The 18,070-nt window shown below is 59.8% G+C and carries 18 protein-coding genes; 3 read left to right on the forward strand and 15 right to left on the reverse strand.

What is annotated here, in order from left to right:
• Window positions 1-17 precede the first annotated feature (17 nt).
• From sctE to GPL81_RS03070, 15 genes are all read right to left on the reverse strand, one after another.
• On the reverse strand, window positions 18-1,712 hold the full coding sequence (sctE, locus tag GPL81_RS03000) for a type III secretion system translocon subunit SseC family protein (RefSeq protein ID WP_160105136.1): 1,695 nt from the start codon (window positions 1,710-1,712) through the stop codon (window positions 18-20).
• A 2-nt stretch (window positions 1,713-1,714) separates the two neighbouring features.
• Window positions 1,715-2,197 carry a type III secretion system translocator chaperone SicA gene (gene sicA, locus GPL81_RS03005; protein WP_160105137.1) on the reverse strand — a complete coding sequence of 161 codons (483 nt, stop codon included), beginning with the start codon at window positions 2,195-2,197 and terminating at the stop codon, window positions 1,715-1,717.
• Window positions 2,198-2,434: 237 nt separating this feature from the next.
• Window positions 2,435-3,469 carry an EscU/YscU/HrcU family type III secretion system export apparatus switch protein gene (locus tag GPL81_RS03010; protein ID WP_160105138.1) on the reverse strand — a complete coding sequence of 345 codons (1,035 nt, stop codon included), beginning with the start codon at window positions 3,467-3,469 and terminating at the stop codon, window positions 2,435-2,437.
• Window positions 3,444-4,250 carry a type III secretion system export apparatus subunit SctT gene (sctT, locus tag GPL81_RS03015; protein WP_160105139.1) on the reverse strand — a complete coding sequence of 269 codons (807 nt, stop codon included), beginning with the start codon at window positions 4,248-4,250 and terminating at the stop codon, window positions 3,444-3,446. The genes GPL81_RS03010 and sctT overlap by 26 nt, the downstream gene beginning before the upstream one ends.
• A 4-nt stretch (window positions 4,251-4,254) precedes the next feature.
• Window positions 4,255-4,509, reverse strand: a complete 255-nt coding sequence (locus GPL81_RS03020; protein ID WP_059404610.1) for an EscS/YscS/HrcS family type III secretion system export apparatus protein — start codon at window positions 4,507-4,509, stop codon at window positions 4,255-4,257.
• A 9-nt stretch (window positions 4,510-4,518) separates the two neighbouring features.
• Window positions 4,519-5,178: an EscR/YscR/HrcR family type III secretion system export apparatus protein gene (locus tag GPL81_RS03025; RefSeq protein WP_160105140.1), complete on the reverse strand. Its 660-nt coding sequence runs from the start codon at window positions 5,176-5,178 to the stop codon at window positions 4,519-4,521.
• The gene (locus GPL81_RS03030) at window positions 5,171-6,088 is read right to left on the reverse strand and encodes a FliM/FliN family flagellar motor switch protein (protein WP_160105141.1); all 918 of its coding nucleotides are present in this window, start codon (window positions 6,086-6,088) and stop codon (window positions 5,171-5,173) included. The genes GPL81_RS03025 and GPL81_RS03030 overlap by 8 nt, the downstream gene beginning before the upstream one ends.
• Entirely contained in the window at window positions 6,085-6,600 is a 516-nt protein-coding gene (locus GPL81_RS31320) for a SpaN/EivJ family type III secretion system needle length determinant (RefSeq protein WP_246218877.1), read from the reverse strand. The genes GPL81_RS03030 and GPL81_RS31320 overlap by 4 nt, the downstream gene beginning before the upstream one ends.
• A 341-nt stretch (window positions 6,601-6,941) precedes the next feature.
• Complete coding sequence (locus tag GPL81_RS03040) at window positions 6,942-7,397, reverse strand: type III secretion protein (protein ID WP_160105143.1); 456 nt, start codon at window positions 7,395-7,397, stop codon at window positions 6,942-6,944.
• Entirely contained in the window at window positions 7,381-8,667 is a 1,287-nt protein-coding gene (gene sctN / locus GPL81_RS03045; RefSeq protein WP_160105144.1) for a type III secretion system ATPase SctN, read from the reverse strand. Before sctN ends, GPL81_RS03040 begins: the two co-directional genes overlap by 17 nt.
• Entirely contained in the window at window positions 8,664-9,062 is a 399-nt protein-coding gene (locus GPL81_RS03050; protein WP_246218878.1) for an InvB/SpaK family type III secretion system chaperone, read from the reverse strand. The genes sctN and GPL81_RS03050 overlap by 4 nt, the downstream gene beginning before the upstream one ends.
• Window positions 9,063-9,084: 22 nt before the next feature.
• Window positions 9,085-11,136: an EscV/YscV/HrcV family type III secretion system export apparatus protein gene (locus GPL81_RS03055; RefSeq protein WP_160105146.1), complete on the reverse strand. Its 2,052-nt coding sequence runs from the start codon at window positions 11,134-11,136 to the stop codon at window positions 9,085-9,087.
• A gap of 23 nt (window positions 11,137-11,159) precedes the next feature.
• A complete protein-coding gene (sctW, locus tag GPL81_RS03060) occupies window positions 11,160-12,266 on the reverse strand; it encodes a type III secretion system gatekeeper subunit SctW (RefSeq protein ID WP_160105147.1) in 1,107 nt (368 codons plus the stop codon).
• Window positions 12,263-13,918, reverse strand: coding sequence for a type III secretion system outer membrane ring subunit SctC (gene sctC / locus GPL81_RS03065; RefSeq protein ID WP_160105148.1), 1,656 nt, complete (start codon window positions 13,916-13,918; stop codon window positions 12,263-12,265). Before sctC ends, sctW begins: the two co-directional genes overlap by 4 nt.
• A 4-nt stretch (window positions 13,919-13,922) precedes the next feature.
• Complete coding sequence (locus tag GPL81_RS03070; protein WP_178122556.1) at window positions 13,923-14,657, reverse strand: helix-turn-helix domain-containing protein; 735 nt, start codon at window positions 14,655-14,657, stop codon at window positions 13,923-13,925.
• Window positions 14,658-14,882: 225 nt separating this feature from the next.
• On the opposite strand from GPL81_RS03070, the gene GPL81_RS03075 reads away from it, so the two are divergent.
• From GPL81_RS03075 to GPL81_RS03085, 3 genes are all read left to right on the forward strand, one after another.
• Entirely contained in the window at window positions 14,883-16,094 is a 1,212-nt protein-coding gene (locus GPL81_RS03075; protein ID WP_160105149.1) for a CmpA/NrtA family ABC transporter substrate-binding protein, read from the forward strand.
• Window positions 16,095-16,109: 15 nt separating this feature from the next.
• The gene (locus tag GPL81_RS03080; RefSeq protein ID WP_160105150.1) at window positions 16,110-16,685 is read left to right on the forward strand and encodes an ANTAR domain-containing response regulator; all 576 of its coding nucleotides are present in this window, start codon (window positions 16,110-16,112) and stop codon (window positions 16,683-16,685) included.
• 325 nt (window positions 16,686-17,010) lie between these two features.
• On the forward strand, window positions 17,011-18,070 hold a 1,060-nt coding region (locus GPL81_RS03085), incomplete at its 3' end, for a nitrate/nitrite transporter (protein WP_160105151.1).

Below are 18,070 nucleotides of genomic sequence, written 5' to 3' on the forward strand. Positions count from 1 at the left end.
TCCTTTTATCGAAAAGTTCAAACATGCCGAGCCATATACAGGCTCACGGAATGACTGCGCTGCAGATCGGCCATCACCTGTTCGATCTGGCGGGTTCTGTTCTGCATCGCACTGCCATAGTCCTCCACCAGTCGAGTGAGGTAGGAAGTGATTTCTTCGCTGATCGCCATGCGCACTCGCACGTCCGCCAGGTGTTCGGCAGCCTGGGCCAGATGGGTGCCGCTTGCTATCTGCAATCCGCCCTGCACCGCTACGCCACTGAATTCGGTGAGGGTCTGAGCTGTTTCGACTCTGGCTGTAAAACGGGCCAGGGAAACCGGATCGGCGCCGTTGGAAAGGAAGCTGCGTACCTGCGCCAATGCCCGGGTCAGCGTGTTGCCAACCGATGTCGCCAGTTGATTGAGCGTTTGCATCGTTTGCGGCGCGATTTGCGTCAACATCGAAGTCAGTCTGGTTGCAATGGCACTGATGATTGACCCGATCAACTGAGCCCCGACGATGGCCACGGCGGCGACGGCAGCGACAGTGGCCAACACCCCGGTGATCATGCCCAGGATTTGCCCGACATCCTCTCCAAAAAGTTTGGTGAACACATCGGAGAACAGCTTGATGGCTTCCTGCATCACTGCCATCAAGGGTTTCATGACTTCAGCCATGATGTCCGGGCCGATAATCATGAGCCCCACCGAGACCCCAATCAGAACCGGATTGAGGGAAACAACCGCGAAAACGAGCACCGCCGCGCTAATGATCTTACCGATGCAACCCATGGTTTTCTGCAAAGCCTCGGCCTTGCGAACTTCTTCCAGATATTTTTCCGACTCAAGTTTCATGTGCTCCTGAAGCTTGGCCTGCAGCTCCAGGAACAGCTCCTGATTGAGTTCTTCCTTGTTCTGCGCAGCGTCGCCCAACAGTTCAATGATCTTCAATCGGTTCAGCAGCGCCAGCGCGCTGCTGCTCAGTGCCTTTTCATTGGACTCCTTGATGGAGGAACCGCCGAGACCAGCCTCTTGCACTTTCGCAGCCACCACGGCCAGGGTTTTGGCACAGGCATTGGCGACTTCAACCAGTTTCAGGTGCGCATCGGTGGCTTTTTGAAACGCCTGGGTGTGGTCCGCCAACTCCCCCTTGAGCTGGTCACGACGCGCCAACTCGCTCGCATACTCTGGTGAATCGGGATCAAGCCCGGCCAGACGGGCCTCGCTTTCCTTCAGCAGCCCCTGAAAATGCTGAACCCGCTCGCGCAATTTCTCGAGTCTTTCCTGGCTGCCATCGACGGCCTCTTCGGCTGCCGCCAGTGCTTCGACGGCGGCGGAATATTCAGCTGCCAGCTTTTCATGGCCTTGCTGCCTGGCGCTGGCCATGCTTTGCAGCATCGCCAGGCGATTTTTAAGTTTGTTGTTATCGACCTCGCCGAGCATTTCGCTGATCAATGCCATTAACAGCGTGAACCGATCTCCGTTGACTTCCTGTTTATTTCCATCAGCAGGTGGCGGATGCAGTTGCGGCCGTCCCAAGCCTGCGGCTGGCTTACGCTGTTCACCGTTTTCGTAACTCACCGACATTAGTCCCGCCAGCGCCTCCTGGCCGGCTTTCTGAAAGCCCGCCGTTCTGGCGGCCTGGGTGGCGGCCTTGCCATATTTTTCAAAAGCCTCGGAGCGGTCGAGCCCTCCCCGAAAAATCGGACGCGGCATGTTTGTGATTTCAGTCATCTTCAGTCCTCCGAACAGTCCTTTTCAATTTGACTCAAGGTGTCGAGATACACATGAGCCTGCTTGCGCAGATCCTCTTCCGAAGCGTGCTCAAGCACATACTCGAAACACAGCCGCGCCTTGGCGATCTTGCCCAGCGCGAGCTGACACTGACCGCTGTAAAACATCGGCCGCCAGTCGTTCTTGCCTTGGGTAAAGGCGATGGCATACAGGTCGATTGCCTTCTGGTGGTTCTGCTTGAGCTGCTGAACCGCCGCCAACCCCATCCAGTAATGGCTGTTGTAAAAGTCGTAGATGCACAGGAAGTGAAAGAACTTCTCGGCATCGTCGAGCCGACCCTGTTCATAAAACTGGTAAGCGAAGGCATACAAGCTGTTCATCTGCTCATCGCTGATGCCTTTCACATCTTTCAATGGTGCTCCTGCGAGCACCGCATCCACGACGTCAAGGGCGACCTGCTCGTCTTCTTTGTTGTTGCGACTCATCAGCCACACTCCTGAAAAAACGCCAGCGCTGCTGACGTGTGCATTGAGCCAAAGCGCTGGCGAGGGCGCTGCCAAATTGCGCTCATGCCAACGCCGGAATGGATAACGCCCCTGTCCTTTCTGTAGGAGCGAGCCTGCTCTCGATGGACGTTAACGATGACGCGGGTTGCCTGAATGAACGCGGCGCCTTCTCGACCATCGCCAGCAGGCTCGCTCCTACAAGGACAAGGGTTGGGATCAGGCTTGTTCGACCTGTTCGAGCCAGATCAACAGACGCAGCACTTCTTCGACTTCCTGCATCTGGAGGAAGCTGTAGCGCTGGTGAGTCTTGAAGATCCGTCGGGCCAGGGCGATGTCGTTGATCACCGGTACACCGACCTCTCTGGCATAGGCTCGAACCGCCAGGGCGCGCTGGTTGGTTTCCATCAGGGAGATAAATGGCAGCACGGTAATTTCCGGGCGGAAATACACACCGATAGCGATGTGGGTCGGATTGGCGATGATCATCCGCGAGCTGCGCACGTCGGATTTAACCTGCTCCGACAGCAGCTCCATGTGCAAGTCACGGCGGCGGCTTTTGATTTCCGGGTTCCCGTCCTGCTCCTTGTGTTCGCGCTTGACCGAATCCTTGTCCATCATTTGATCTTTCATGAACAACGCGTATTCGCTGAGCGCATCGAGCACGACGATCAACAGGACACAGAGCAGAAACGCCAACACCAGCACCAGCAGCAAATGGCCCCAGATCGCAAACAGATCCGGTGCCTGGGCGAACAGTTGGGCAAACAGCAATTGCCGCTGCGTGACCCAGACGATCCACAGCGCCAGGGCAAAACTGCCCAGGTACAGCAACGCTTTGACGGTGTCCTTGACCGTGCGCAGGCTGAACAGTTTTTTGAAGCCATTGATCGGGTTCAACGCCCCGAGGTTCAGCTTCAAAGCTTCGCTGGCCAGGGCAAAACCGCTTTGCAGCAACGCCGGCAACGCGCTGGTCAAGACGCACACCAACAACAGCGGCAGCAGTGCCTTAAGCCCCGCCACCACCAACATCGCCGAGTACTTTTGCAGGTCGGCATCGAAGTCGCTGGCAATGATGCGTCGATAGACTTCCATGATTTCAATCAGCGAACTGTTGAACACCATGTAGGTGATACCGCACAGGGTCAGGCAAGTGATGACCAGATCCTTGGCCTTGAAGGTCTGCCCTTTGCGGGCAGCATCGCGCAGGCGCTTGGCTGTGGGTTTCTCAGTCTTCGAGGCGCTGGACGACATCGACCGTCTCCCCATCGGCACCCAGATAATGCTCCAACGCCTGGGACTTCATCCCCATGCGCAGGACTTCGTCCGGCAGATGCACGCCGAAATACAGCATCAACACCACCAATGCCACCAGGCTCTTGACCGTCAGCGATACCGAAAACGCATTCATCTGCGGTGCGTATCGCGAGAGCAAACCCAGCAGCGCTTCGCTGACCAACAGCGTGGCCACCACCGGTGCGCTGATGACGAGTGTCTTACTCACCAGTGCATCCAACAAACTCAAGATCGGTTGCAAATGCACCTCGCAGCCGTTCGCCGGTGCACAGATCCGGTAACTGTGGCCGACGGTTTCGAGCATCAACAACATGCCGCCGCCTTCGAGATACACCGCGGCGGCGAAAAGCTGGAGAAAGTTCGCCAGCTCTGAAGTGTCGACGCCGTTGGCCGGGTCTACCGTGCTGCTGAGCATCGCCCCGCGCTGGTTATCGATCAGGTTGCCCATGGCGTGTAGCACCCAGAACGGCCAGCACAGCAGGCCTCCCAGCAATACGCCAATACCGGCTTCGCGCAGCAGCAGGCCAAAGAACGCCAACCCGTCGAGAGCCGGCAACGGCACACCGATGTAACTCCAGAACCCCAGCGCCACCAGCACGATGACCGCTTGACGCCCGGCACCGGTCAGCACGCCGCTGTTGAGAAACGGCAGCATGAAAAAAATCGGCGCCAGCCGTGCAACGCCCAGGATCGCGGCGGCGAACAACGCGTATAGATCGAAAAACAACGTGACCGACATCGGCCTAACTCAACGCCAGGCGCATGACTTCACGACTGAAATCGAGCAGGGTTTCGCCATACCAACCCGATAGCAGAAACAGGCACGCCGCCACCGACAGTAGTTTGAAACCGAACGGCAGCGTCTGCTCCTGCAACTGGGTCACGGTCTGGATCAACCCGACCACCAGGCCGACCACCGTGGCGACAATGATCGGCCAGGCCACCATCAGCAGAATCAGGTACAGGGTTTTGTTACCGGCATAGACCAGATCGTTCATGACCGCCCCCTACGCCAGCAAGGTCAGGTATTGCTTGACCAGCCCGGTCGACAGCAGCGCCCAGCCGTCCAGCGCGACGAACAACACCAGCTTGATCGGTACGGAGATGATCACCGGGCTCATCATCATCATGCCCAGCGCCAGCAGGATGCTGGAGATCACCAGGTCGACGATCACGAAGGGCAAATACAGATAGAAGCCGATCTTGAAGGCGCTTTTGATTTCGCTCAGGGCATAGGCCGGCAGCAGTGAAAACAACGAGGGCGTGAGTTCTTCATCGGCAGGCAGGCCGACTTCGGACTCATCCTGAACCGTTTGGGCATGCTCGAAAAACAGCGCCAGTTCAGGGTCGGTGTACTTGCGCAGATAGTCCTTGTAGCCGCCCAATCCGTTCTCGGCGAAATTCACTACCGACTCGATATCGGTGAAGGCGACCGCTTCAGACTTGTAATAGCCATAACCCTGTTTCATCACCGGCGTCATCACGAAAATCGCCAGCATCAAGGCGATCGCATTCAGCGCCATGTTCGACGGCACCTGCTGCAACCCCAAGGCATTGCGCACGATGACGAAGACAATGGAAAACTTGATGTAGCAGGTGCCTGCCGCCACCAAAAACGGCAGCAAGGACGCGAACGCCAGCAGCGCGATCAGCGAGACGTCATTCATTGCGGATGTTCCGGTAGACCTCTAGCAACTCGACGCCCAATTGCTCGTCCAGTTGCACCAGTTCTCCACGGGCAACACACTTGCCATTGGCGCGAATCTCGATGTGATGGGCGGCATCGTCAGCCAGCGGGATCAGTTGCCCTTCGATGATCTGCGATAACGAGGCCAGATCGATTTGCTGGCTGGCGAGTACGAACTCCAGGCGCACCGATAAAGAACCAAGGTCAATCCCGGGATCCGGCGTGTCCTGTTGATTGGCTTCGACCATGGTCGATTGCATGTGTATTCCCTTTTCGTGAAACGTGAAAACGCCGAGGCATCGATCCGCCAGCCAACACTGGTGAGTGCGTTGAATGATCCGCAGGACATCGCCCTCTTTCAGCCGAATCAGACTTGCAGGGTTCAGGTGACTGACGCCCAGCATTAGCTCCAGGCGTAGCGGCAAATCGCTCAGCCAGCACTCGGGACCGAGGGTTATGTGAGCGGCGCGTGCCGGGGGCAACTGCGTCAACCACACTCGCCCCCCTGGCGTGTCGAGCCACGGCACGTCGTGGGCGGGCAATTCCTTCGGATCGACGAGCTCGACGTCGGTAAGCGCCCGGTAGTGCAACGCCTCTACCTCCAGCGGCAAGGGCCGTGGCACTGCCCGAAACAACCCGGCGATGCTGGCCACCGGGCACTCGACCGCCAGTAACGACTGCAACTGTGCAATCGAGAGATGCAACCAGTCGCGGGCGACAATCAACCCTTGCCAGTCCGCGCCATCGCCTCGTGCGTGAAAACGCAAGTAGCCGGGTCGTCTTCGCGGACTGCCCATGCCGGCATCAATGCCAGCGCGCTGCCAGCGTTTAACCCATTGCGCACCGACGTGTGCTTGAACATTGAGCCGGCGCAACTTCAGCGTGCTCATGCCGGATGCTCGGATTGCTCCGCCTGTTCGTCATCCGGCGACTGATGGGAGCCCTGACGCTGCTGTTCACCGCCACTGTCAGTCAGTCGCCAGGCAGGCTCTCGGGCCGACTCGAAAGGTTCTTTCAGTTGCTCGAATACCAAAGCATTGCTAGGGCTGAGTTGCAGGTTTCGATTGAGCTCGTCAGGCACTCGACTGATCGTCACTTGCCCGTTGGCGGCGCCTTTGTTGAACGGCACCTGCAGCAAGCCCCGGTCCGGGCCCGGCAGGTTTTCAAGCGTTACGTCGAGCGCCGGTGGCGGTAGCTGCGGTGTAGACAGAGGAGCAGCAGGTTGTGCAATCACCGGCGCATGGCGCGGTGTTTGAAGGCTCAATAAGGCTTCGGGCAATGGCTCATCGACGTTGGATGCCTGCGGCGCACTGGAATTGGTGACATGCACGGCCTGCCGTGGTTCGACCGTTGGGCGTTCAAACAACACCGGTTCATCTGCAATCGAAGGGAGCCGGTTCATGGGTGTTGGCGCTGTCACCCTGTCGATGAAGGCAGCAACAGGAACCATGGGTTGTGGTAACGGACGGTGTATCGGCTTGCCGGGCAATGGGTCCTGTTTTGGATGAGACATCGTCACCGGAGTCGGAGCCTGTACTCCCTCGGGTTCAACATGGGCTGTTCTCCGGGGGGAACCCATCGCGGGCCGATGACGCAGGATCAAACTCGCCACAAGCTCCAGCACACCTTGCGGCAGCTCATCCTCTTGCGCCGGTACAAACGTATCTCGCAGCTCATCCGGGGAACCTTCGGACACGGTGTCCGGAGCCTGAACCGGCAAAGGTGAAATGACAGATACCTCTTTCATCGCCGAACTCCGCTCATCTCTTCGACCTCTCGTTCTTCCCGACGCACCTGTTCAAGCCGTTGCGCACGCAACAACTGCTGGACAGACTGCTCGTACTTGTCATGTTTGCACTGCAGAAAACGCAGTTGCTCGCGCTGCTCTTGCAACGTTTTTTCGATCTGTCGCAACTGCTGGTCGACGCGATCACGCTCGACCCGCAACAGATCGATCTGCCGACGGATGACCGCCTGCCGCCGCAACAGCGCCAGCAGTTGCCCGTGATCCAGCACGCAGTCATTGGCGCGATGGCTGGCCAACAGGTTTTGCAGCGCTGTTTCTTGCCCCTCGAATCCGGCCCGTTCCTGCAACAGCGGTTGCAGTTGCTGCTGTGTACGCAGCACGGCCTGTTCGCCCCGTTGCCGACGAAACTGACTGAACGCCAACAGGCGTCGTCGATCAGGTAATAAGCTCATGCAAGCGCCTCAAGGTTTCGTCCGGTTCACAACATTCGCCGGTGGGCTGTCGCAACCACTGGTCGAGGGCGTCACGGCGTTGCAGCGCGCGGTCGTTGGCGGCGTCCACGCCCTGGGTGTACTCGCCCATGTCGAGAAAAATCTGCAGTTGTTCGAGACGTGTCAGCGTTTCCCGGGTCGACGCCGCCAGTTGCTGTACCTGTGGCGTGGTGACTTGCGTCGCCACGCGACTGACACTGCGCAAGACATCGATCGCCGGGTAGTGACCTTTCGCCGCCAGGGCTCGGCTGAGGTAAACATGGCCATCGAGAATGGAGCGGATCTCCTCGGCGATCGGGTCAGGTTCATCATCACTTTCCAGCAGGACGGTGTACCAGGCAGTGATGCTGCCGGAAGCGGTCACTCCGGGTCGCTCCAGCAGTCGCGGCAAGGCATCGAATACCGAGGCCGGATAGCCGCGCCGCGCCGGAGCTTCGCCTGCCGCCAGGGCCAGGTCGCGCCGGGCACGTGCATAGCGTGTCAACGAATCCAGCAACAACACCACACGCCGGCCCTGGTCACGAAAATACTCGGCGATGGCCGTGGCCTGGAGGGCCGAGTTGCAGCGATCCACCGACGAAACATCCGATGTGGCATACACCACCACGCAGCGGGAGCGCTTCTCGGACTGGCGCAGATGTTCGACGAACTCGGTCACTTCGCGCCCGCGCTCGCCAATCAGGCCGATGACAAAAACATCGGCATCGGTGTGATTGATCAGCATGTTGATCAACGTGGTTTTGCCGGAACCGGCGGCGGCGAAGATGCCGATGCGCTGGCCGACACCGCAGGTCAGCAAGCCATCGATGACGCGAATTCCCGTGCATAGCGAGTCCACAACCGGACGCCGCTGCTGGTACGACGGCGGGTCGGCATCCACCGGACAGTCGCGCTGAGCCAGCGCCGTTGAAGGTGCCAGACGCTCCACGATAGTGCCCTGGGGATCGACCACGCTGCCGAGCAAGGCATCACTGCACGTCAGTTGCAGGGTCGAGCCCGTGGGCACAATCATCGACTCCCTGGACAAGCCTTTCGCATCGCCGAGCAAACTGAGTACGACGGTGTCGGGCTTGAAGCCGATGACCTGCGCCCTGGCCGCCACTTCAGGCAAGCGCCAATGGCGACGCACTTCACAGATTTCGCCGATCACCACATTGCTCAGCACGGCTTCGATCAATGGGCCGCTCAGTCGCAAAGGATGGGCAGCCGTTCGCTCCAGCCGCCCGGTCATAGGCGCAGAATGCCGCACAGTTCTTCGACCACCGCCACAAAATGGTCCAACGCCTGGGCGAAATTTCCGGCCTCGCTGAGGGCGTGCTGATTGCACATCAGCCGCAGTTCCAATTGCCCTTCTACCTCGCACAGATGCAACTGTCCGCTGCGGGACCAAGGGCAGCCTTGCAGTAAAATCTGCAACAACCGGTCGGCACTACGCCCCAATTGCAGAGACCCGATCTCCATCACCGCGGCCCAGACCCATACCTCTCCGTCCACATGACCGACGTTGATATTGGGCAAATCCTTCATCTGCATTTCAATAATGCTGTGACTGTCGAAGTGTCCGATCTGGCTGTCCATGCACCCACTGTGGCGCAGCGCTTCGCGCAACAGGTCGGCAATATCCATTGGCATCATTTACAGGTTTTCCTTACAGCGTCTTGATGACATTGACGGAGACTGTCTCGGAGACTTCGCCGAACGACATTACGTCCAGCTCCCGGAATCGCCCCTCGATCAGCTTCTTGATGTAGCGCCTTACATCGACCGAACACAGCAACACCATGTCCTTGTGCGCGATGTGCACGCTGTCCAGACCGACAGTCAGTCGGTCCATCAAATCCTCCGACTCGGCCGGCTCCAGGTTGATGAAACTGCCGCCCGAGGTTTGTCGAATGCCCCGCCGCACCACCTCTTCGAACTCCGGTGACAACAGCAGCACACGCAAGTCATTGCCCTGGGCGAACTTGTTGCTGATGTAGCGGGCCAATGCACCGCGAACGTGTTCGACCAGTGCCAGCACGTCCTTTTCCCGCGATGCCCAATGAGCCAGCGACTCGAGAATGAGCTTCATGTTGCGCACGGAAATGCGCTCGCCGATCAACCGCTGCAGCACCTCGGCGATCTTTTGCACCGTGACGTGGCGATAGACTTCCTTGAGCAGATCGGGGTAGCGCGATTCCATTTCGTCCAGCAACTGCTTGGTTTCCTGCACCCCGAAAAATTCCTGGATGTTGCGCGCCAGCAGCGTGACCAGGCAGCGATAGCATTCCTCGTCCGCCGGGCGCAGGTGATACCCCAACTGCTGCACCCGCTCCCTGTCGGCGGCGTTGACCCAGACACCGCCCAAACGGTTGCTGTCGTTGCCACGCACCAGGGCAAAGCCCAGGGGCTCCAGCTCTGGCGAATAGTCGAGCAGGCGCCAGTGATCGAAATGGATATCGAACTGCTCGGCGCGCACTTCATTGATCAGCACCGCCACTTGATGGGTCGGCAATGCCTCGCTGGCACGCAGCTGCGGTTCCGGAATGCGCAACCCGTAGTCGACGAAAAACTGGCTGCGAAAGCGCGCCGCCCAGCGGGCCTTGTTCAGTTCGTCCAGGCGCACCATGGGCACCAGCAACATCAAGGCGACGGTTTCGGTGGCAATGTTGTCGATGTCATCGAGCAGGCCCGGTCCGGTCTGCATCGCATCCCCCTGCGCAGGGGCCGGACGGCTGTCGCCTTGCCCTTCCATCCTCGAAGCCTTGCGCTGTCGGAAGAACACCACCAGCGCCAGGGCAGCGGCAATGGGCAGGAAGGTCAGTAGCGGAAAACCGGGCAACAGGCCCACACCCACCGCCAGCAGCGCCGTCACCCCCAGCACGAAGGGATGCCCCAGCATTTGCGCGAGCATGTTGCGCCCCAGGTTGCTGTCGTCACCGTTGACACGCGTCACGATGAAACCGGCGCCGATGGCGATCAGCAACGCAGGAATCTGCGCCACCAAACCATCGCCAATGGTCAGCAGTGTGTAGGTCGACAAGGCCGTGGACATGTCCATGCCCATCTGCCCGACCCCGATGGCCATGCCGCCGATGAAGTTGACGAAGATAATGATGATGCCGGCGATCGCATCGCCCTTGATGAACTTCATGGCGCCGTCGAACGAGCCGTACAGCTGGCTTTCACGTTCCAGCACGCTGCGCTTTTCTTTGGCCTCTTCGGCAGTAATGGCGCCCGCCTTGAGGTCACCGTCGATGCTCATTTGCTTGCCCGGCATACCGTCGAGCGAGAAACGCGCCGCGACTTCGGCCACCCGTTCCGAGCCCTTGGTGATCACGATGAACTGGACAATGGTGACAATGGAAAAGATCACGAAACCCACCACCAGACTTTCGCCGATCACAAACTCACCGAACGACGCGATGATCTCCCCCGCATCGGCCTGACTGAGAATCAGGCGGCTGGTGCTGATCGACAGGGCCAGGCGAAACAAGGTGGTCAACAGCAGCAACGCCGGGAAGGTCGAAAAACTGAGGATGCGTTCGATGTAGAACGAACCCATGAACACCAGCAGTGAAATGACAATGTTCAGGCCGATGAGAAAATCCACCAGCGCCGTCGGCAGCGGAATGATCAACATGGCGATGATCATCACCATCAGCGTCAGGATCAGCAGCTCCGGGCGAGCGCCGACGTTTCGCAAAAACACATTGAGCATGGCAGGTCGGTTCCGCAAAAAAGTCACGAGCAACCGCCGAGACGTCGCTGTTCGATACATTCGTGGGCGTAGGCAATGTCGGCCAGCCGCGTGAACTGTTGGGCCAGGCGCACCGGCGCTTCTTCGTCGGCAAACAGGGGTGTCGGCAATTGCAGGCTGAGCCGGCGCAGCGTCTGCAGCGCGGTCGAGCGTTCACGGTGCGGACTCAGCAGCACGCGCTCGCCCAATGCGCCGAGCAATAGCTGATCGAGCTCATCGGGGTAGGCCAACACGCCGAGCAGGAACACCAGCCAGTCAGGCTCGTGGGGGTTATGCCGACAGATGAGCGCATCACCGAGCAGGCTGCCGATGAATAAGTCATCGGCCGAACGCAAGCGCTTGAGGTCGTTCACCCGGGCCAGCAGATGACCGAATTCCGCGCGCGAGCAACTCGGGTCCTGGGCGCTGATGTCGGTGAGCAACGCCGCTTCGATAAAGACCAGAACGTTCATGCGCTGGGGTGGCCCGTACAACGCAATCCAGTCCTGATAGCAATCGATCGGGCCTTCGTCGGACTCGAGAAAATCGCGGTAGGTCTCGCGCAACAGTGCTGCGCGCACTGCCATGCTTTTACCGAACATTCGAGCTTTGAGGGCAGCGTTGATCCCGGCATTCATACGCTTGGGGGAGCCTTGGGCAACTACCGTCTGCAACAATGTTTCGAGTCGTTGGCGAGTAGCTGCTTCCATCTTCTTTCGGCGCAATAATTCCCGCAGCACCAAGGCCAGGTCGCTATCGTCGGGGAACAGATGTCGCACCATTTGCAGCAGCCAGGTGACAGGTTTGTCCGTCAGACGTGCAAGGTTGAGAATCTGCCGCGCCTTGGGCACCGTGTCGTCGTCCAGCACCCGTTCGAAATTATCGGCCAGCGTATCGGACTTGAGTTCGAAGTGCCGTCGACCACGGAACTGCGCCAGTGCCGCCGACATTTCATCGCTGATCTGCACAAAACGCCCGACAGCAGCAGCCGTACCGCTGTCATCGAGATCGATGTCTGCATCCGCCTGGGGCTGTGGATGTTCGGCGGCCTTCTCGGCATTCAGCCGTGCCTGGGCGGCTCGCCCACCCGTGGAAATCAATGGCAGAATCATTGTACGGCTGCCCGAAAATAGGACCGGCGCACACGCTCGTGCTGCTCCGGGCTCAGCAATCGTGTCGCCGGCTCTTCCGTGGCGGGCTCCAGTGTGTCGCGAATTTCCTTGGGCTGGATCAGGAATACCCGCACCGTGTTGGCCGAACGGTTCTGCCGATAGCTGAACAAGCGCCCGACCCACGGAATCGAACCCAGAACCGGTATGCGACCGACTTGCTCACTGTTGTCATCGCGGGTGAAACCACCCACCAACAGACTCTTGCCCTGGGGCACCCGCGCTACCGTGCTGATGCGTGTGCGGCCGACCGTTGGCAATGTACCCGGCTGCTTGTCCTGATCAGGTTTTTCGACTTCGTTGCCGTCCTCGATATTGAGCGACATCTCGACCTCGTCCGCCCGGGCAAAACGGGGCAGCACGCTCACCAGCGTGCCGTAGGTCACGTGCTGCAGATCGACACTGCGCTCCCCCACCAGCGGGGCATAAAACGTGCGGTTGTTGTCGAAGATCGCCGGCACGTTTTCCTGCGTCAGGATCACCGGCCGCGACACCACATTCGCCCGGTTGGTGCGTTCCAGTGCCATGACCTGGGTCACGAACGACGCACCATCGAGGGTGGTCGCCGAGCCGGCATTGAGCGATGCGGAAAATTTCCCGCCGGAATTCACGGTGCCTTGCCAGTTGATGCCCAACTGATTGAGTTCATCCTTGTGCAGATCAATGATCCACAGCGACAACTCCACATGTCGTTTCGGCGTGTCCAGCGCGCTCACCAGGTTCTCGATAAAACGCACTTGCTCCGGCAACCCCTTGACCAGCAGGCTGTTGGTGTCGGGATAGGCCACCACCCGAATGTTTCCGGCGGCCACGTCCCGTGCAAGGATGCGCGGCGCTGCCGGGTCCCGATCCGACGGGCTGGTCGCCAAGCCTTCCAGGGGAAACGCCGGCATCAATCCCTGCGGTCGCGATGCAGGGGCTTGCGCCACTGACGGCTCGACCTCGCGCTTCTCGCCACGCAACAAATTCTCGATCACGGTGGCCAACCCGGGAAGGGTCACCTTGTCATCGCGCAACTCGTATTTGCGGTCGCTGACAAAGGTATTGTGTACCTGGATGACACCGATCTGCTGCTTGCCCAGCAACAACTCCGAACGCTGGTTATCCATCATCCCGGCCGCTTGCACCACCAGGTCGACATACATCGGCGGACCCGACACATGAAAAGTACGCAGACCGTCATGGCGCAATGGATAACGGCCATCGTGCAATCCGGAACGCTCAAGGAACGCCTGAAGCCTGGCCACGGTCAGGGTTTGCAGTGACACCATCGAGCTTTTGATTTCCGGGGCGTCATACAGGTAAATCGCCTGGCCGTCGGTGTACCAGATCAAACCCATTTTCAAGCTGATTCGCTCAAAGGTCTGTTGCGGTTTACGCAGATCGAACGTACCGGAAACGCGCTTGGCCGCAGCGGCCTTGCTGACGATGACCGGCTTGCCAAGCGATCCGGACAACTCGCTGAAAAAAGTGCGCGCGCTCTGTTCGCGGGCCTCGAATTGATAGATATCCGCCTGCACGACCAACGGCAGGATGATCAACGTGGCACCCAGCCAGAAGGGCAACACATACAAAGAGTGAATTAGGCGGTTCATGGGTTCACTTGCCTGGTAGGTAGGTAATGTCGGCCAGGCTGCTGGGCGTGAAACCCACCAGTTCGCGGATTTCCTTGGAGAAATGCGAAGAAGAGGCAAAACCGAACTCCAGCGCCACATCCGTCAGGGAACCGCCCTGCAGACTCATGTTCAACAGCGCCTGGGCCGTCCGCCAGCCGCGCAGGGCAGGCTTGGCTGCCGTACCCAGTGCCTGCCGGCACAGTCGGCGAAAATGCGACACAGAGACGCCATAACGCTGCGCCAGGGTGGTCAGCTTCTCGCTGTGGGTGCCCTGTTCCAGCAGAAAGCGCACCAGTCCGTAAGCCTCGGTATGACGCAACACACTGGCAAAGGCCTGGTAGGCCACACCACCGACCATGGACTGTTCGATGTACCAGCGCTCGAGCGCGCGCTCGCACTGAGCGGTGGGGTAAGCCACCGGCAATGCCGCCCAGGGAGCCCGGCCAGGCCGTTGATCATTCAGCGCGTTCCCCAGATCGATGAACACTTGCAACTTCACCAAAGGTGCTTGCGCAATCGGCAGCGCCTGCATGCTGCCGTGCGCCTCGAATGCACCGCTCATCGCAATCAGCCCTTCCCAACCTGCCGGCAGGCAGCCGACCGTGGCGCACTGTTGCGAGACCAGTTGCACGGGGGATTCGCTGACACGCAGATGCAGCACCCGCTCGCTGGAACGGGCATCCGGGAAATGCGTGTCGCGTAGAAATTCGATGTGCACGCCAACCTCCTTCGGCCTGACGATCAAGGGCTGGCAGGATGAAAGACATGGCGCGTTGAATCCTGATGAAAAGTTGATGAAACCCCGGCTGGCATATGCCTTGCACCCGTTCAGGCATCAGCACCCACGCCAACGACGGTGTGAGTGCCAGGACAATGACGTCGTGACCGGGCTTGCGCGCGCAAGGTCCCCGGTACGACGTTTTTTTTGCAAGGTGAACACGCGATGAACGAACCGTCCGCTGGCCCTCTGGCCTGGGTCAATGGCAGCGATGCCCCGGAAAAGACCGAAATCAATCTGGGCTTCATGGCCCTGAGTGACTGCGCCTCGGTGGTCGTTGCCGCCACCCAGGGCTTCGCCCAGCCCTACGGCCTGACCCTGAACCTCAAGCGCCAGCCATCCTGGGCCAATCTGCGGGACAAACTGGTCAGCGGTGAACTCGACGCCGCCCACAGCCTGTACGGCCTGATCTACGCCGTGCACCTGGGCATCGGTGGCGTGGCTCCGACCGACATGGCTGTGCTCATGGGCCTGAACCAGAACGGCCAGAGCCTCAATCTCTCCCGTGCCTTGCAAGGCCTGGGCGTGACCAGTCCTGAAGCACTGCACCGGCACGTGCACCAAACTCGCCCAAAACTGACCTTCGCCCAGACCTTTCCCACCGGCACCCATGCCATGTGGCTGTATTACTGGCTCGCCAGCCAGGGCATCCATCCGTTGCAGGATGTCGACAGCGTGGTGGTGCCACCGCCGCAAATGGTCGCGCACCTGCAAGCGGGTCGCATAGACGGTTTCTGTGTCGGCGAGCCCTGGTCCGCCAGCGCAGTGCAACAGGATCTCGGTTTCACCCTGGCGACGACCCAGACCCTCTGGCCCGATCACCCGGAAAAAGTCCTCGGCTGCACCCGCGCCTTCGTCGAGCAATACCCCAATACCGCCCGGGCATTGGTGATGGCGATCCTGCAAGCCAGCCGTTTCATTGAAGACAGCGTCGAAAATCGCCGCAGCACTGCACAATTGCTCAGTGCGCCGCAGTACCTCGACGCCCCGCTCGACTGCATCGAACCTCGCCTGCTGGGCGAGTACGCCGACGGTCTCGGCAATCGCTGGCAAGACCCGCACGCCTTGCGTTTCCACGGTGAGGGCGCAGTCAATTTGCCGTACTTGTCCGATGGCATGTGGTTCATGACCCAGTTCCGCCGCTGGGGGTTGTTGCGCGACGACCCGGATTACCTCGCGGTGGCCCGCCAGGTCCAGCAACTGGAGGTGTACCGGGAAGCCGCCAGTGCCGTCGGTGTCGCCGCGTTGGATACGGAAATGCGCAGCAGCCAGTTGATCGATGGCAAGGTCTGGGACGGCTCTGATCCGGCCGGTTATGCCCGAAGCTTCAAACTGCACGCCATGGGCGACAGCTCGCCCCTTATCGCCAGCCACTGACAGGAGACTGCGAATATGTTGCGTATCCTGCTGATCAACGACACGGCGAAAAAAGTCGGGCGCCTGAAAGCGGCTTTGATCGAAGCGGGCTTCGAGGTGATCGACGAGTCCGGGCTGACCATTGACCTGCCCGAACGCGTCGAAACGGTGCGTCCGGACGTGATTCTGATCGATACCGAGTCACCGAGCCGCGATGTCATGGAGCAAGTGGTGCTGGTAAGCCGCGACCAGCCAAGGCCGATTGTAATGTTTACCGATGAACACGACCCCGACGTGATGCGCCAGGCTATCAAGTCCGGAGTCAGTGCCTACATCGTCGAAGGCATTCACGCACAACGCTTGCAGCCGATTCTGGACGTGGCCATGGCGCGTTTCGAAAGCGACCAGGCCCTGCGCGCCCAACTGCACGCCCGCGACCAGCAACTGGCCGAGCGCAAGCGCATCGAGCTGGCCAAAGGGCTGCTGATGAAAATGAAGAACTGCAACGAGGAACAGGCCTATACCCTGATGCGCCGCCAAGCCATGAGCCGCCAGCAAAAGCTGATCCAGGTGGCGGAACAGATCATTGCCATGAGTGAGTTGCTTGGCTGAAGCCCTGAAGCGTCTGAAAGGACGCCATCGCGAGCAAGCTTTGCTCCCACAAGGAATACCACTTTCCTGTGGGAGCAAAGCTTGCTCGCGATTGGCCATAACTCGGTTTCGGCTGTTGGCACAAATCTGGCTAAGTAATCACCACAGGTAACCAACGGCGGTTGCCCCACCCACGACAAAGACGTCGCTCACCCCATTTGCCCCTGGCGAATCGGGTAGCGGCGTTTTTTTTGTTTTGGCCCCATAGCCCGGGGCCGGTGGTGCAGCCCTTCGGCGCCCCACCTGCATGACTCCCGTTCGAGACTCCTATCAGCTGAGGTGCGCGATGAATTCAAGCTTCTGGAAATCCGGCCATACCCCGACCCTGTTCGCGGCCTTCCTGTACTTCGACCTGAGCTTCATGGTCTGGTACCTGCTTGGCCCCCTGGCGGTGCAAATCGCCGGTGACTTGCACCTGACCACTCAACAACGCGGACTGGTGGTGGCTACGCCGATCCTGGCCGGGGCGGTATTGCGCTTTGCGATGGGCATGCTGGCTGATCGCCTGTCACCGAAAACCGCCGGCCTGATCGGTCAAGTGATCGTCATTTGTGCACTGTTCGGGGCCTGGAAACTCGGCATCCACAGCTACGAGCAAGCGCTGCTGCTGGGGCTGTTCCTCGGCATGGCCGGAGCCTCGTTCGCCGTGGCCCTGCCCCTGGCTTCGCAGTGGTACCCGCCGCAGCATCAAGGCAAGGCCATGGGCATCGCCGGGGCCGGTAATTCGGGGACCGTACTGGCCGCGTTGATCGCGCCGGTGCTGGCGGCAGCGTTTGGCTGGAGCAACGTCTTCGGCTTCGCCCTGATCCCGCTGATCCTGACTCTGATCGTCTTCGCCTGGCTGGCCAAAAACGCCCCTGAGCGGCCGAAAGCCAAGTCGATGGCTGACTACTTCAAGGCGCTGGGCGACCGCGACAGTTGGTGGTTCATGTTTTTCTACAGTGTGACCTTTGGCGGTTTCATCGGCCTGGCCAGCGCCCTGCCCGGCTATTTCAACGACCAGTACGGCCTGAGCCCGGTAACCGCCGGTTACTACACCGCGGCCTGTGTGTTCGGTGGCAGCCTGATGCGTCCATTGGGTGGTGCCCTGGCTGATCGCTTCGGCGGCATCCGCACCTTGCTGGCGATGTACACCGTGGCGGCGATCTGCATCGCAGCCGTGGGTTTCAACCTGCCAAGCTCCGTTGCTGCGCTGGCACTGTTCGTCTGCACCATGCTTGGTTTGGGGGCAGGTAACGGCGCGGTATTCCAGTTGGTTCCACAGCGCTTTCGCCGGGAAATCGGCGTGATGACCGGCCTGATCGGCATGGCCGGCGGGATCGGCGGGTTTTTCCCCCCCCCCCGCC

This window comes from Pseudomonas izuensis (genome assembly GCF_009861505.1).
Classification (GTDB): domain Bacteria; phylum Pseudomonadota; class Gammaproteobacteria; order Pseudomonadales; family Pseudomonadaceae; genus Aquipseudomonas; species Aquipseudomonas izuensis.

Coding starts and splice junctions, on each gene's coding strand:
- sctN (WP_160105144.1), bottom strand. CDS start 8,667: ATGACCGGGCGGCTGGAGCGAACGGCTGCCCATCCTTTGCGACTGAGC.
- sctE (WP_160105136.1), bottom strand. CDS start 1,712: ATGACTGAAATCACAAACATGCCGCGTCCGATTTTTCGGGGAGGGCTC.
- GPL81_RS03025 (WP_160105140.1), bottom strand. CDS start 5,178: ATGAATGACGTCTCGCTGATCGCGCTGCTGGCGTTCGCGTCCTTGCTG.
- GPL81_RS03050 (WP_246218878.1), bottom strand. CDS start 9,062: ATGGATATTGCCGACCTGTTGCGCGAAGCGCTGCGCCACAGTGGGTGC.
- GPL81_RS03055 (WP_160105146.1), bottom strand. CDS start 11,136: ATGCTCAATGTGTTTTTGCGAAACGTCGGCGCTCGCCCGGAGCTGCTG.
- sctT (WP_160105139.1), bottom strand. CDS start 4,250: ATGTCGGTCACGTTGTTTTTCGATCTATACGCGTTGTTCGCCGCCGCG.
- GPL81_RS31320 (WP_246218877.1), bottom strand. CDS start 6,600: ATGAACCGGCTCCCTTCGATTGCAGATGAACCGGTGTTGTTTGAACGC.
- GPL81_RS03010 (WP_160105138.1), bottom strand. CDS start 3,469: ATGTCGTCCAGCGCCTCGAAGACTGAGAAACCCACAGCCAAGCGCCTG.
- sicA (WP_160105137.1), bottom strand. CDS start 2,197: ATGAGTCGCAACAACAAAGAAGACGAGCAGGTCGCCCTTGACGTCGTG.
- sctC (WP_160105148.1), bottom strand. CDS start 13,918: ATGAACCGCCTAATTCACTCTTTGTATGTGTTGCCCTTCTGGCTGGGT.
- GPL81_RS03080 (WP_160105150.1), top strand. CDS start 16,110: ATGTTGCGTATCCTGCTGATCAACGACACGGCGAAAAAAGTCGGGCGC.
- GPL81_RS03075 (WP_160105149.1), top strand. CDS start 14,883: ATGAACGAACCGTCCGCTGGCCCTCTGGCCTGGGTCAATGGCAGCGAT.
- sctW (WP_160105147.1), bottom strand. CDS start 12,266: ATGATTCTGCCATTGATTTCCACGGGTGGGCGAGCCGCCCAGGCACGG.
- GPL81_RS03030 (WP_160105141.1), bottom strand. CDS start 6,088: ATGAGCACGCTGAAGTTGCGCCGGCTCAATGTTCAAGCACACGTCGGT.
- GPL81_RS03020 (WP_059404610.1), bottom strand. CDS start 4,509: ATGAACGATCTGGTCTATGCCGGTAACAAAACCCTGTACCTGATTCTG.
- GPL81_RS03040 (WP_160105143.1), bottom strand. CDS start 7,397: ATGAGCTTATTACCTGATCGACGACGCCTGTTGGCGTTCAGTCAGTTT.